General features: G+C 43.9%; 12 protein-coding genes. All 12 read right to left on the bottom strand.

Annotated elements, in window-relative coordinates:
- Window positions 1-16 precede the first annotated feature (16 nt).
- The 12 genes from ACFO4O_RS08270 to ACFO4O_RS08215 are packed head-to-tail and all read right to left on the bottom strand — an operon-like array spanning window position 17 to window position 15,058.
- A complete protein-coding gene (locus ACFO4O_RS08270; RefSeq protein ID WP_382407312.1) occupies window positions 17-775 on the bottom strand; it encodes a sulfotransferase family 2 domain-containing protein in 759 nt (252 codons plus the stop codon).
- Window positions 772-1,467 (bottom strand): SGNH/GDSL hydrolase family protein, encoded by a 696-nt coding sequence (locus tag ACFO4O_RS08265; RefSeq protein ID WP_382407310.1) that lies wholly within the window; start codon window positions 1,465-1,467, stop codon window positions 772-774. Before ACFO4O_RS08265 ends, ACFO4O_RS08270 begins: the two co-directional genes overlap by 4 nt.
- Window positions 1,464-2,972, bottom strand: coding sequence for an oligosaccharide flippase family protein (locus tag ACFO4O_RS08260; protein WP_382407308.1), 1,509 nt, complete (start codon window positions 2,970-2,972; stop codon window positions 1,464-1,466). Before ACFO4O_RS08260 ends, ACFO4O_RS08265 begins: the two co-directional genes overlap by 4 nt.
- A 1-nt stretch (window position 2,973) precedes the next feature.
- Window positions 2,974-3,837: a glycosyltransferase family A protein gene (locus tag ACFO4O_RS08255; protein ID WP_382407306.1), complete on the bottom strand. Its 864-nt coding sequence runs from the start codon at window positions 3,835-3,837 to the stop codon at window positions 2,974-2,976.
- Complete coding sequence (locus ACFO4O_RS08250; RefSeq protein ID WP_382407305.1) at window positions 3,830-5,188, bottom strand: O-antigen ligase family protein; 1,359 nt, start codon at window positions 5,186-5,188, stop codon at window positions 3,830-3,832. Before ACFO4O_RS08250 ends, ACFO4O_RS08255 begins: the two co-directional genes overlap by 8 nt.
- A complete protein-coding gene (locus ACFO4O_RS08245; RefSeq protein ID WP_382407303.1) occupies window positions 5,181-6,317 on the bottom strand; it encodes a glycosyltransferase in 1,137 nt (378 codons plus the stop codon). Before ACFO4O_RS08245 ends, ACFO4O_RS08250 begins: the two co-directional genes overlap by 8 nt.
- Window positions 6,307-8,193 (bottom strand): asparagine synthase (glutamine-hydrolyzing), encoded by a 1,887-nt coding sequence (asnB, locus tag ACFO4O_RS08240; protein ID WP_382407302.1) that lies wholly within the window; start codon window positions 8,191-8,193, stop codon window positions 6,307-6,309. The genes ACFO4O_RS08245 and asnB overlap by 11 nt, the downstream gene beginning before the upstream one ends.
- Window positions 8,194-8,208: 15 nt before the next feature.
- Window positions 8,209-9,318 carry a GNAT family N-acetyltransferase gene (locus ACFO4O_RS08235; RefSeq protein WP_382407300.1) on the bottom strand — a complete coding sequence of 370 codons (1,110 nt, stop codon included), beginning with the start codon at window positions 9,316-9,318 and terminating at the stop codon, window positions 8,209-8,211.
- The gene (locus tag ACFO4O_RS08230; protein WP_382407298.1) at window positions 9,315-10,316 is read right to left on the bottom strand and encodes a polysaccharide deacetylase family protein; all 1,002 of its coding nucleotides are present in this window, start codon (window positions 10,314-10,316) and stop codon (window positions 9,315-9,317) included. The genes ACFO4O_RS08235 and ACFO4O_RS08230 overlap by 4 nt, the downstream gene beginning before the upstream one ends.
- A 6-nt stretch (window positions 10,317-10,322) precedes the next feature.
- Window positions 10,323-11,441, bottom strand: a complete 1,119-nt coding sequence (locus tag ACFO4O_RS08225; protein WP_382407296.1) for a glycosyltransferase — start codon at window positions 11,439-11,441, stop codon at window positions 10,323-10,325.
- A 34-nt stretch (window positions 11,442-11,475) separates the two neighbouring features.
- Complete coding sequence (locus ACFO4O_RS08220; protein WP_382407295.1) at window positions 11,476-12,429, bottom strand: glycosyltransferase family 2 protein; 954 nt, start codon at window positions 12,427-12,429, stop codon at window positions 11,476-11,478.
- A gap of 1 nt (window position 12,430) precedes the next feature.
- Window positions 12,431-15,058: an RIFT barrel domain-containing protein gene (locus ACFO4O_RS08215; protein ID WP_382407294.1), complete on the bottom strand. Its 2,628-nt coding sequence runs from the start codon at window positions 15,056-15,058 to the stop codon at window positions 12,431-12,433.
- Window positions 15,059-15,061 lie beyond the last annotated feature (3 nt).

Genomic DNA, 15,061 nt, shown 5'->3' with positions numbered 1-15,061 from the left:
CAACACCATGTGCCGGTCATAGTTTGAGTTTGCGAACCGTGGACTCAACGCCCGCAAAATTGTAATGAAATAGAGCGATGTCCTTTTTATAAACCTCAGCAACTATTTCGCGCGTTTCGTCATTATAAAAACTGCGGTAGTCAGCTCGATTAACCGCGTTATTTTTTGCAAGAGTATTCTTCACCCCTATCCGCTTGGCAATGGTTTTGAAGTCTTCTTCGATGTTTTCAAAGTAAGCAATATAGTCAACGGTGACTTTATCGTATTTGTCGATAAGATAAAGGTACTGCGGTTTAAAGTGATGATGCTTGGTCAAGTTCTCAGGCTTTAACCAACCCTTTACGAAGTCCTCAAAACTGCCGAATGGCTTTATTTCTTTTTCGTAAAAGTCGGCATCCCATTTATTAATTCCACCTTTTTGTAGAAAACAATATGCTGATACAACACGATCCCATGGGTTTCTAACAAAGCTAAAACGAAAATAAGACTGAAATTGTGCGGGAGGAAACACATTGATGTATTGGTCAAGCGTGGTATGGCCGCCAGCAATACTGCCAAATAAGGCCTTATTTACGGATATGCCTGCACATTTAGGAATATGGACAAATATGGCTTTGGCTTTATCAAAAGGCAAATAGCCGCCGGTACTTTCATCGTCAACGCTTCTCAGTGCCTGTATTTTGTTAAAACTGTTTTTACGGTTTAACTTAAAGTCGTACCACCTGAGCATTAAGTAGCAATGGGTTGGCAGTAGACGAATTAACAGCTTTTTCATAATACTCCGTTTAAATGTTTAATAAGCAATGGCAGGTAACTGGCCTTATCGTAATGGTGGTCGTTTTTATCGCTGTTTATCAGATAGTCTGCTACTACCCCGTTTGGGCCAAGAGAATCGTCATCTAGATTAATAAATTCAACGCCAACATCACCGCATATCTTATTAACAGCCTGATTGAACTGTAAGGTCAACTCCGTTCTTTGTGCTTGTGTTGCACTCACCTCTTTTCGTGCATTCGCAATTTCCCCCCAATCTTGTTTGTCGCGAATAGTCGGCAGCGGCGCACTGATGGCAATAGTCTTGTCTTTTCCTCTAAAAGTGCTTAATAGCTCTCGGTAGTTATTAAGCGCTTTGTTTAACATTTCTGTGACCGGTGCATTGTATTTTTGTGCGCGATACCAAATTACAAAGCCGGTATCTACTTCCCCAATCTGCGTTATCACAACATCAGGTTTTATCTGCTCGTAGCTTTGCTTGAATGACGCTAGCGCGTTGGTTTTTGAATTAGGGTTGGTGAGGCCTGAAATAGTCGCTCCGCCCACTGACTCAACGTAACACCGATACTGGCTATCACAGAGCCGCTGAAAGCCTTTCTCGCTGAAGATACTGGCGTGAGAGTCACCTAGAACCAAGAGGCGTTTCTTTTTCGACAGGGCAATTTGGGCTTTTTGCACAAACGAGAGTTTCATTTATACGCCTCTTTGCTTTTTGCTAGACGCTTGGTCAGTGGACCTAAAATTCGCAGCACGAGCCCCTCTAAGTATTGCCATTCCTGAAGTCGTTTATAAAGGGCCATGTGGAACACTAACACAAGCGTATAAAATACAAAAAAAGTGGTAACTGAGACAATCACTAAATCCAAAAACACATTACTAACCCAATGACTGACCCAATGACTGACATAAGACGACGCTATGATAGCGCCATAGGCCGCAGTACCCAGCGGAATGAACGCACTCAGCAGTGATAAGGCATTTTTAATGGTGGTGTATTTTAATAGAACGTAAATGAGAAACACGATGCAGACTAAGTTTTCAATCGCAACTCTTACGTATGTAAATAGGGCTATGTCATCAAAGCCTACCGAAAATAACGATGAATAAAGCACGGTGAAAGCTATGATTTCGTAAATAAAAATATGTTTGGTCTTACCATAAATAATGAGTACGCGCGTGCCTTGATTGAGCATAACAAAGGCGGGAATGAGCAGAGAGAACGCGCCGAGAAGATGAGAGTATTGTATCCAGTTTGGACCTAACAAAACTGCGGTGACACTTTCGTGATGAAAGAACATGACACACACAAGAGGCAGCGCTAAAAGCATCGTGATAATAAAAGACGCGTTAAATTGCTTGGCAAAATAATTAGGTGCGTCTTTGGTTTTTCGTAACTCAACCAAAAAAGGCTGTATCACTGGCAAAAGGATATGAGCACTGGGTATGAAGGCTAAGTACTTCATTGTGTGATATGAACCTAACTGCGACTGCCCAAAGTTCGTGCTAACAATGAAACTGTCCAACTGAGTACGCACATAGCCGAAGATGGACTGGGGAATGATCCATCCTGAGAATTGCCATTGTTCGCTGGCGTTGGCAAGCGTGAGTTTAGGCCGATGGGGATGAACGTAATATGAGCCAACTAGCATCAATATAGCGTTGCTCGCTTGTCCGAACACCAGGGCCCAATAGTTTTCGAGGGTAAGGGCTGTGGTAACCGCTACTGCTACCGATACTATCTTGGCGGACACGCTTACTTTTACCAAGCGAGCGTAATTTTGATCACGTCTTAAAAATGCTTCGCCCGGGTTTTTAAGGCTGTTCAAAAAGAATATGGCGGTTAATGAGAGAATGACGCCTACAAGCCTAGGGTCGTTATAAAAATCTGCAATAAACACAGAAGAGAAAGCCATCAATATGGCCATAAAGGTTTTTAAAATTAGATTGATAGTAAAGGCGGTATTCGCGATTTTTTCGTCGAGATGATCAACTTTTAACAGATACTGATTAGACCCAGTATTTGACAATATATCAATGAATCCAATCACTAGGGTCGCTATGGCAATAATGCCGAAATCTTCAGGTAGCAAGACGCGCGCTAAAATTAAGGTACTAACTAAGCCCACCATTTTTTTCAAAATGGACTCGCCGACTAAGAGAACACTGCTTAACACGCCTTTTTTGAGATTACTGCTCATGCTATGGGTGACTTTCTTTTATAACAAGTCGGCTGAGCCTTTGTTTGACCAATTTCTTTTTTATAAATCCGAGGTGAGCAGTACGCTCCTCAAAATGCCGCCAAATATCCGCGTTGATATCTTTCATGTGTCGAGGCCAGTCGCGTACCGCTAAGTCGTCTAAGTATAGCTCTTGAATTTTTCCTAACTCGTATCGAGCAATACGGTTTTTATATAACTTTATGTCAGCAAGTTTAAACGGTGAAAGGCTTTCAAATTTAAATCCAACACCTTTTTTATAAATAACTCTATTGGGCAAGTTATCAGCCAAAAATTGAATGTCGGTATTGGCAGCTTTTGTTAAGAATGAATCTATCCAGTTAAGCCCGATGGGGAGGTAAAACGGAACATCCCGCACCATGTCAATGTAGCGCGCGCTTGCACCGTAGAGATTGCCGTAAAAACAGGAGCGCTGCTCTACGAGCATGGTATAAAAATCAAGGTTGCGTCCGCTTAATGGATATCCTGCAATAATGTTTGGCGCGTGTTTCGCGCTTAATAGCTCATCATACAAAATAGGAAAGCATTTATCAGAAAAGACGACATCAGAATCTATGAAAAAATGACACTCTGCATTGGCTTGAATAATGTGAACATAGTGATTCCAAGCGTTACACTTATCGCCTAACTGCAGTTCAACAACATCAAGCGCGGTAAAATCATGTGCCGTCTTATAAGCAAGTGCGCGCTCTACCGTTTTGTCGGTGCAGCCATTTGCAAGTAGGTAAACGGTTTGGATACGATCATCAATATTTGCCTGCACATTGGCCAGCGCAGTTTGAATATGCCTTTCTTCGTTGTAGGCAAACATAACAATGTTATACACCGGTGCTCCCTGCATTAGCTAATGGTTCATGGCCGGCTTCTTCTTGCTTCTTGCCATCCGCTGCGAGTGCTTCATTCGCGCTTACTTTTTGTTTCAAGATAAAATTGTTGGCGATAATAATAATGAGTAAAAAGTAAAAAGGCTCAAAAATAATGAGGTCCAAAAATGTAGCGCCTACAAAAAAACCTACCAATGAGCAAAAGCTAGCCTTATTGATGTAAGTATGCAGTTTATCCGGGTGCGCCTCAAGGGCATCACGATTCCACTTATACATCTTCCACGACACCCAAAAGAACATGAGGTATATAAATGCAGCAATAAAGCCCAAATTCGCCGCGTAATTTAAAAAGGTATTGTGCGCGACGTGCGGTGATTTTCCTGGGAAATAGAATCTAGATGCTTCTAAAAATCGTTGCGGACCAACGCCTAAAACAGGGTGTTTTTTAGCTAAGTCAAAGGCAATTTGCCATGAGATGACTCGCGGATTAATAGGTTCGTTAGCTTCGGTCTCAGCCTTTTTAACAGTTGAAACGGTTCGTGACAGCATTTCGCCGCCTTGGTCTATTAAAAAGACCAGCGCACCTGCGAGCAACACCATATTAAAGGATTTTGATTTTATCATTCGGGCGGCCAAGAGAGTGGAAACTGCCGCACTTAATAATGCACCGCGCGAAGCACACAATATCATTGCATGCCAAATGAGTGGAATGGCGAGTATTAACAAAGCTTTTTGCCACGTTTTTTCTACCTGACCCACCGCAAATAAGACAAATGGCAGTCCTACTACGAACAGTACTGAAAAGATATTGCCATCTTTATAGGGACTACCGCGAGGACCGTTTAAACGGCCCCTCGTAAACTGACTCCAGTTGCCCTCAAGATAAGCAGAGTTTGCCCAATAGGTATAATAAAGCGTCACAATGACGACGCAAACTACGAGTAGTTTAAGTGCTTTTTCATGATTAATGAGTCCCAACACAATAAAAAACATAATTACTATGGTGGTAAAAATGCCCATCACGAGTTCAGAGCCGATTCGAGAACCATAGGAGGGGAAGGGCGTGAACGCATTGGAAAGATAATACAGAGCGAGCAATCCGAGCAAGCCGAAAAAAATGCCGTTGTTATACATTTGCCAATTTATTCCGCCTCTTAGCATGTGAATCAACCATGCAATAATCGCAATGCCGGCGGAAATTCGAAATATAGAGATGTCGTCGAAAACCCAAAACCAAATATATTGAGGCTGTAATATCGATACCGTTGTGTATAAGAGCGCTGCAATATAAGGCGCTGAAATGGCAAAAAAACCAGCGGCTAAGATGGCGAGGATTGTAAGAATCTTAACCATTTAACGGCTCTCCGTCATAGCAATGCCGATATTCAGCAAACATCGCTCGGCTGGTGAATTGCTCATTAAATCTAGCGGATGCGTTTTTACCATATTCAATCATCTGATGCTTATTTGTGGCTACCCTTATCAGGTTGTCGGCAAAACCTTCCATATCGTTATTCGCGCTAACCAATCCAGTCTGCTCGTGGATGACTATTTCCTTGTTACCACCAGCATCAGTTACCACACAGGGCTTCCCAAGCGACATGGCCTCCAAAAGCGTCATTGAAGTTCCTTCACTCAGTGACGACAGTAAAAACACGTCAAACAGGGCTAGGTAGTCTTTTGGATATGGGATATAGCCGGTAAAGATAACATATTCTCTGATTTTTAGTGAATCGCACAGTTTGAGTAAGTGTGCCTTGAGTTCACCATCTCCTATAATGATCAGCTTTGCATTTGGGTGCACCGTAAGTGTTTGCGCAAATGCTCTGAGCATCATATCGTGATTTTTTATTGGGTCGAGCCTGGCGATGGTGCCAAATATTATAGATGCGCCTGATAAATTGAGAGAATGTTTAATTTCGCCTGATTTTTCTGAGTTATAAGCCAGTCCATCGATACCGTTATAAATAACTTTTACTTTGTGCTCAGGAATATATTCAAACTCGGCCAATGCGGTTTTTGTTGCTTTAGATATCGCCGTAATACGCTGTGTAATGCCAGATAAAACCGGGTTAATAATTCGTCTTTTCCATGACGAAGAGTCGGGATAGAAGCGCCCATGTTCGGTAAAGATAACGCGAGTGGGCAAGCCAATTGAGGCTAGCGCCCCGTATACCCATGGCGTGTATTGATGGCAGTGCAATATGTCGATATTGTGTAGTTTGATGTGGCGTCGTATTGCGCTGATTAGCCGAAGATCAAAGCCAGGCTTGCGAGCGTGTGTGTTTATGCTTATGCCCGCTTGTTCGAGCGCGCTACCCCAAGGTCCAAGCGGCGCTTCAATACAAAATATAGACATATTAAAACGCTCAGTGTCGGCCGCTTCAATGATGTTTTTGATCACCATTTCAGTGCCGCCAATGCGCATGTCATAGGTAATGTGCATGACGCTTGTTTTGCGTATCGCGTTATTAGGCATCATCTACGTACCGTTGCCACCACATTTCGAACATTAGCATAGACCACAAAAGTGAACTGTGGTCAGCTTTGCCCGTTTGATGCTCTTGCCAATATTTACCAACAACTTCCATATTGAAAAAGTCTGGCAAACCCCGTGGAGAGTGCATCAAATATCGCTCGGCAATGCTTTTTATTTCATGTCGTAGCCATTGTGCTAAAGGTACCGAAAATCCCATTTTCTTGCGATACAAAATATCGTCAGGCAAAAAGTCTTTAAATGCTTCTTTTAACAAGTACTTCTTTTCACCATCTTTGTATTTTAGATGTGAAGGTACCGTAGCGGCAAATTCTAGTATGTCTTTGTCTAAGATGGGGGCGCGTACCTCAAGAGAATTGGCCATACTCATGCGGTCAACTTTAACCAATATGCCACCGGGTAAATAGGTCTTCATATCGGTATACAAAATCTTTGATAGGTGATCAGGACCATCTGCATCCCGATAGGCATTCAGTGTATGCTCTGAAGGATGGTAAGCACCGAGCTCTTGTTTAAAGGAGTCTAACGCCAGAGCATCCCATTGACGGTCTTCAATTTGAGAATTGGTAATATAAAATCCCATCTCAGGCGAGACACTTAAGCTGGTCAATAAAGACTTTGCACGCCTACAAACTTTTGCGTCTGATTGAGCGAACAAGTTCGCTAAAGGCGGAAAAATATGCTTGCGAACCCAGGCTGGAAACTTCTCACGAAGTCGATTTTCAATGTCATCAAGCGTATATTTTTCATAGCCAGCAAACACCTCATCACCGCCATCTCCTGCGATAGCCACGGTAACCTCTTTTCGTGCCAGTTCAGATACAAAAAAGGTAGGCACAAGTGATGGGTCAGCAAAGGGCTCATCAAAAAAACTAACAATATGTTCTAGCGTATCGCTTACGTTCTGGTGAACCAAAAATTCGTGATGTTCCGTCTTATATTGTTCTGCTACCGCTTTGGCAAATTGTGCTTCGTTGTACTTTTTATCATCAAAGGCGATGGTGCAGGTTTTAACAGCCGATGAAGACGCCTCGCTCATCATCGCTACAACGCCACTTGAATCTACGCCTCCGCTCAAAAACGCCCCTAAAGGAACGTCGCTTATCATGCGGCGTTTTGTGCATTGAGCAGCAATCTTTTTTAGCGTGTTTTTAAGACTATCTTCACTCGCTGATGAGGTGTTGGCGAAGGATAAATGCCAGTACTTTTCAATGTGTACTTTTCCTGCATTCAAACGCATGAAATGACCCGGGGGAAGTTTGTGTATGTGCGTAAAGATACTTTTAGGGTCTGGAATGTATTGATAGGCAAAAAAGTCGTACACCGCGTCTTTTCTGATGTCTTTAGGTATGTTGGGCAGCGTTAACAGCGCTTTTATTTCTGATGCAAAGGCAAACCTGCCCTCATGCTGTAAATAATACAGGGGTTTTTTCCCAATGCGGTCGCGAGCAATAAACAATGAGTTGTCGCGCTTGTCCCAAATTGCAAACGCAAACATACCGTTTAATTTAGCAAGACAAGCACTGCCCTCGCGCTCATATAAATGCAGGATAACTTCGGTATCTGTTCCAGAGGAAAAGCTTACTCCTTGCGCAATAAGGTCGGCTTTGAGCTCTAGAAAATTGTAAATTTCCCCGTTAAAAACAATAATGAGGTCTTTAGACGGTGAATACATGGGTTGATTACCCGCGTCGCTTAGGTCAAGAATGCTCAGGCGGCGATGGCAAAGTCCCACAAAGTCGTTGAGGTATTCGCCGTGAGCATCGGGTCCCCTATGTGAAATTGCATCGCCCATTGCCAGCAAATGCTGATTATTCAGTTCATCATAATGTTGGGTAAGAAAGCCTGCAATCCCGCACATATGCGTAGTATTTCCTTATAGACTGATGTACTTGCGTATTCTAGCGCCAAGCGCGGTGGTTAACGCTAGCGGTAGTTTTCGCCATGCATTTTCGGCAAGCGCCCTTGCAAATGATGAGTTCAGCTCTTTATCATCTTTGAGAGCGCCGTTGTAATAGTGTTTCCAGCTCAAGGCTTGCGCAACGCAGCCCCACTGTTGTTTAAACTTATAAGTGCCTTCGCCCACGGTAGAGCGACCAAAATCAAATTCTTGCATGTTGCGATGGCAGGCTTCACTCAGTACCGCCCAATATAACAGCATGTTAGGTGCGAGGCGATTATATTGCGCACGTGTTGACGCCCAAGGGATAACGGCTTTATTGTTCGTAGTCAGCACTAATGCTGCACCCGCGGCAATATCATCATAATCTACAATCGCAATGTAGAGTTTGTCTTTGTACGATTCTATCAAAGACTGATACCAGGCCTTAGCATGGACAGGGCTGCCTAATAGGCGCATGTTCTCTGCGATAATCGCATAAAAGTCGTTAAAGGCCTGCTCGCCGGCGGTGTCCTCGTTTGCCCCATGCGAAAACCTGAAGCTGTCGCCCGATAACACACGAAAAGTCAGTCCGTTCTTTTCGGCTTTGCGAATTTGACTTCTGAGCTTGCTCTTAAACTGTGCCATAAGTGTATCGGCATCATTTGGTAATGGTAAGAGCATCCTTACTTTCTCGCCTTTTTGCACTTCTGTCGCCTCAAGACCCTTTGCGGCGCTGTCCCTAATTTCAATATTTGCGATATTTACATCGCTATAGTGCTCACTTATATGCTGCATAAACTGCGTTTGGATGTGCAGCTGCTGTTCGGCATCCACCGCCTTTACAAGCATGCCGCCTAAATCGCAATATGGCAGTGAACACAGGTGCATCTTGCCTGTGAGGCTTCGCATTTTAATCGCCGGCAATATCGCAATAAGGCCGTCGTCTGCGGTCGCCATCCAATATTCCATTGTAAAATCATAAGATGCTACAACCGCCTCTCCCCAAGCAAATAGATGATAGGCCGTGGCATTATCATGGGCGAGCACAAAGTCATCCCAGCGCTGTTTGTCTTTTTTACAAGCAAGTGAAAAGCATATGCTCATGGGGCGATAAACTGCTTGTTTGTTTGAAAATATACTTTCGCCTCACAGAGCGTCATAAACACGATATTATGCTTGTGCGATAAATGATTAAGCACCTTTTCTATGCGCTGGCAGATGGTTTCAAAGGGCTTTTGCGCTTTAAAAAAACCGGTGCCGTTGCTGATGAGGTTAGAACTATGAAAATACATATGTAGCAAAGGACCGTTTTCTTTTATAGCCGCTTCACACAGTGCAATCATGTCGCTCGTTTCTGATACCTCAGGGCTCAAATAAATCTTGCGCAGCAGTTTGCTGTGCCATAAGAGTGCGTTGGCTTTAAATGCTTGTAGGTTTTGACTATCTAGGCGCTGATGAATTTTGTTTGCTCTGGTGAACGGACGGCGATTAAACCCAACCGTCACAGGCAGCTCAAGGATGTTATGCTGCTCACCGCTTTTTAATACGTCATTTTCACTTGGCCAATAAGGGCGAGTAGGGGAGCCCTGGCACGAAAAAAATTCATTTTGGTAAAACGGGTAGACGCTCGAATCTACCTCAAATCCTCGCGACCAAAGCAAGGCCATAATCTCGGGTGATATGCCCCAGCGTCCGGTTCTAAATGCCTTTGGTTGATATGCAAAACGCTCAGCAAATAGCGCCATCAAAGCATCTAGCTTTTCACTTACCTCTTCAATTGGCAAGTTGATAACATGGGAGTTTGCTTCATTGGGCTTGTCGAAATAAGGTGGATTAGCCCACGGGTGTAGGTGTGCTCCGAGTTCACATTCATTGTTTTTTACCTGCTCGACAAACGCGCTGTCAGGCGCAATGCCTTGGGCTGCAGCATAGTCAACAAAATAACAGGGACGGATTCCCTTTTGTGTGCAAAAAGACTGAAACTCAGGCAGCTTATGCAAGTTTTCAACAGAAAACTCACCCTCAGGAAACGGGCCTTCCCAGTCCCACTCTTCCTCTGTGTCTACGCTTAATAAAAATATTAAATCAGTTTTCTTATTCACAGTGCGCTATCCAGTTGCCAAAAGCTGTTCAAACAAAGCTAAATATTCGTCTGCCATTCGCTTAGCCGAATAATGTTCGTTGACGTAGCTTAACGCATTTTGTCCTATTTGCTTTGCGAGTTCTTCGTCGTCTAGCAAGCGTTGCCATTGATGCATGAGGGTAGCTTTGTCCCCAAGTTTTGCCAATAGACCTGTCTGCTCGTCGTGAACGAGCTGATCTACCCCTGAGATATTGTATGCGGCAACTGGAATAGCCATGGCGCATGCTTCCATCAGGCATCGTGGTATGCCCTCTAAGGTCGAGGTCATCACAAATAAATCGAAACTGCGTAAATAATCAAGGCGGTCATCACGATAGCCAAGAAAGTGAATGTCAGGCGCGCTTGTCAGGGTGTTTGCATACGCTTCAAGCTCGCTTCGTTCGTCGCCATCGCCTAATAAGACTAGTTCTATATCGTCTCTATTTTGAGTGAGCTGGTCAAAAATATTTAAGATATCTTTGATGTTTTTTCGGCTAATCATTTGCCCGATAAAGCCGATGCGTTTTTTTTCTTTCTGAAGTTGTGGAGGTGCTTGGCGAACGGCATCGACTTCTGAGAGGTCAACGCCATTTTGAATATAGCGAAGCTTTGGCTCATGTACGCCGTAGCGCCGCACATCTTGCATCAACTGTGGCGATAAAGGCACGACATGATTGGCAAAACGCATAGACTGGCAGCCCAGCCATATAAACAGGCGCAATTTCAAGTCTTCGGCATTTTCAAAGCCGTGCGGGGTAACAACTACCGGAATACCGGCTTTTTTTGCCGCCAAGATGCCCAGTATGTCCGACTTATATCCATGCGTATGAATAAGGTCAATATCATTACTTTTGATGTATTGTGCCAGCTTGTTTACAACAGAAAAGTCAAAACGGTTACTCATTGGGGCTAAATAAGTATCGCCGCAATGAGCCTCAAACTGTTTTACAAGCTCAAGGTCCTCGCTGCCAGGTTCTAGCGTTACGGCTAATGAATATTTTGCATCACCGGCCACGGTATTTCTGCATAAGGCCAGTATCCATCGTTCAGCGCCGTAAAATCCGGTTGAACATATAAACTGTAGTATGTGCGGAGTCTGCTTCATGCTTACCTAGTAATATCGCGGGTAACTAAACCTACTAATTAAAAAAACCTTTGACTGTTCCCCATGTTCGGGCAGGGAAGTATAAGCTATAAAAGCTCAAGATTGTACTCAGCGAAAGTCCACCTTTGCTTATTCGATAAAGTCGAAAGGTATAAAGGAGCAGAACAAGTACACTGGGTATTAAGAACACGCTAGACCATAGCAGAGCGCCTGCTAATAGTGCGATAACAGCAGCGAACAGTCCTAAAGTAAAGATTGGTGGAGCGATAAAACTGGGCCATTCAGACGAAGGGACTTTACGACCAGACAGAGACGCGATATTTGACTGTCCGCGCCACACTTCTTTTTTCGCCATTGGCCAGAACGCTTTGTCCTCGCCTAAATGGATATACGTGCTATTGCTGCTATATATCAATTTTCCCTGCTGATGGACACGCTGGGTAAATACATAGTCTTCACACGTAACTAAGTGTTCAGGAAAGCCGCCGCTTTCGTCAAAAGTCTCTGCGCTCAGCAATAAGTTTCGTCCCGGTAAGAACTCCACTTCGCAGTCGATATGGGCGTTGCTTATAAATGTCCTTAATTGCTCTAAAGGCGGCGCATTGTCGCTATTTTTTTGTATTGCGCTAACTAGTTTTATCTCGCCATCGCTTTTCAACAGCGTCAGCATAGCTTCAATCCAGTTGGGTGCCAGACAAACATCGGCATCTAAAAAAGCCAGGTGTTTGCCTTTTGCATGTGATGCGGCAAGGTTGCGTTGATGAGAAATTGTCAAAGCAGGGTCTGCTTGCACTAAACTAATGCGTAAGTTGTCAATCTGAGGTAAGTCGGCAAGTGTAAGCGCATGGTTTTTTGTCGCCACAATCACTTCAACTTGGTCAAGCGCAAAATGCTGCGCGCCAATCGAATCAATCGTTTGACATAACATGTTCTCGCGTCCCATATGAGGAATAATAAAGCTTAATTCACAGCTAAGTGGCTTCGTCATACTATTGACCTAAGTACTTTTTAAGTTTGGGTAAGCGTGCCACTAAGTGTTGGCGCTCTCTTTTCAAGGAGTATTGGGTAACAAAGCGTATTAGCCGCTTTGTAAAAGAGGGCGCTTTTACGACTTTATTAGTTGGGTTTGCCGCATCATGTTTAAGGGGAATATCAATACTATTAAGCGCCTCGACTGCTCCATAATTTTGCATCAGCAGCGCAAGAATACGGGTGTACTGCGCTTCGTCACTGTGTTTAAGCTTGGCAACAATTGATGCATGCAAGGCATTTGCTTTTTGCGAATACAGGTCTTTTTCTGACGGCGCGCACAATGCAGACGCGCAGGCCAGCACGTGGACCTTTCTGACGTCTTGCGCAGTCCACGTATCATTTGGATATTCAAGACACTGTTTGTTATCTAAATAAAGGGTTTCATGGTCGCGAACATATTGAGCATAGTGTAAAAAAGCGCGCAAAATAACGCGTGTTTTATCTGCATGCCCGCTTAGGTTTGCGGCGTAAAATAAATGCTTTGCGACCGCCTGCAAAAATACAATATAAAACCATGTATTTTCAATGTCGCTAAAATTTCGCTGGGATAAATCATCGTCTGCACAAATGGTATTGAGAATAACGGTTTCACTTTGACTTAAGTATTGAAAATCATGCGTCACCTCAAAAGCGTCGAGGAGCGTGTTGACGTAGTTTCCTGTGCCTCTGTCTAGCGGATATTTATTGGTAAAAACGTTGCGTAAAACGCCGGTACCGCTGCCTAGGGCTAATTTATTGGTAAAGGGGACTCGTAAATAGTTTGCATTTTTGATGCGTAAAAACAAGCCCAGCAGGGTTTTATCGCCCTCGTATATATGGCTCATCCATTGTGTCATACCAAGAAGCACGTCGAGTGCTCGTTGACTGCCGTTGAGCCAATAGTAAAGGGCTAAGCCTGAAGTATAGCAATGATGAGCACCCGGACCTCCGCCGCCAGCATGGTCCATATATACGTTGGCCTGTTGATGCTTTGAATAGGTTCTGTGGGTAGCGGTTTGCGCCTCAACATAGTGGTCGGTGTGCCAAAACAGGCCCTTATTATATTCAGGCTTATCACTGTCAGTTTCATAAATGTCTATGTTGACGATATGGTCAAAAAGATCATCTGCCAGAGTTTGCCATCTGCTGTCACCGCTTAACATCCACTGCTTTAAAAAACCGTGTAGAGGGTCGTATTGATTGTTGTAATGCGATACAAACGGCTTACTTGGGTCTTGCCCTACCGCTTCGTGGTCAGCATAGATATCACCAAAGTTACGCCAGCCAAATTCGTCAAGCGCTTCACGCTTTTTAAAAAAGTTAGCGTGTTCAGCGTTTATTCCTGCATTGATGAATAATTGCAAGTCATCGTTAGCGCTCGCGCTATTGAACCATGGGATAATGCTGCATTGCTCTAACAACGTTTCGGGGATCTTGATTTGCGCCTTCGAAAACCCGATGTTAATACTTGGCTTGGTCGGCAAAAGTAAAAGATCAAAGTTATGCGATTTACTCTCGCCAGCTTGTAATTCTTCATATTCATTGCCAGAGTCAGTGATGTTGGTAAACCCTAACTTTATATGCTCACCATCGGCTTTTAATTGGCTTGGGAATTTTTGCCAAAAATGCTGTGTTCGCAATAGCGCATAACCATTTGACCCTTCCCAAAAAACCGCAGGTTCGGGTCTTAGCATATCGCTAACAGCGCCATCTAGTAAGCACTGAGCGCCGCGCTTTTTTAAGGCAACACGATTATCTGCTCGTTTATGGTTTGGACTGTCCCAGCGTTCGCCGCCGCTGCTAAATTGCGTGACTGACATCTTCTTTACACCGCTAGCCGATGCTTCAATTGATGCTGTGTCTTCACCAGCATACAAGGTGGCTTTATTTGTATTTACTGCCTCTGAGCTTAGGCGAATTTGAAACTGAGTGAGTGCTAAACTATGTTCGTTTCCTAAATCCCATTTACCGCCGTGATGCACCACTGCTTGCGGGTTATGTATGTTTACCTGCACTTGCACAAGCCCTAAGTGGTAATAACACCTAAGGCTTGCTTTTGCGCGTACAGCTTGATTTTGAGCCGTTATAAAGTCTGCTTCTTGAGTTACATCACAAAATAGAGGGCGGTTTTGCGAATCATAGTAGCTTTGATGTTGCGTGCGTATTGTTTGTATTAAAAGCGCCTGTCCCTCAAACTCGAATGTGGCCTGACCCTCGCTAACAGCACCGTTGCTGGTGAAATGTAAAAAATTATTGGTATCAAAACTTAAGCGAGTGTCTTTGAGACCAACACGAAGTTGGTCATTATCCTGATGCACCCATTTTTTCTTAAGTGTCACATTGTTGTAGCGCAGTGTGCGAATGTAAAACTTAGTATTGGCATTACTAACAGGCGGGAGGACGCATTCAAGCATTAGCCAGCGAATCGAACGGTCTGGCCAAAGTGCAAGGGCTCGAGTAGCGCAAGGTACAGCTGTATTGTTAAAGAAGAGTTCTATGCTCTCATTTGCTGAATACATACCTTTTGGCAGCGGCACGCCCTGTGAAAAAGCGCTGTGCGACTCAGTAGGCTTAATTAAGGTAAAGACATGTTGTTCTTTATTCATAGT

The sequence above is a fragment of the Glaciecola siphonariae genome, from assembly GCF_042652645.1.
Taxonomy (GTDB): Bacteria; Pseudomonadota; Gammaproteobacteria; order Enterobacterales; family Alteromonadaceae; genus Glaciecola; species Glaciecola siphonariae.
Note: the sequence above shows the minus strand (reverse complement) of the source record. Positions and strands in the feature narration are given on the sequence as shown.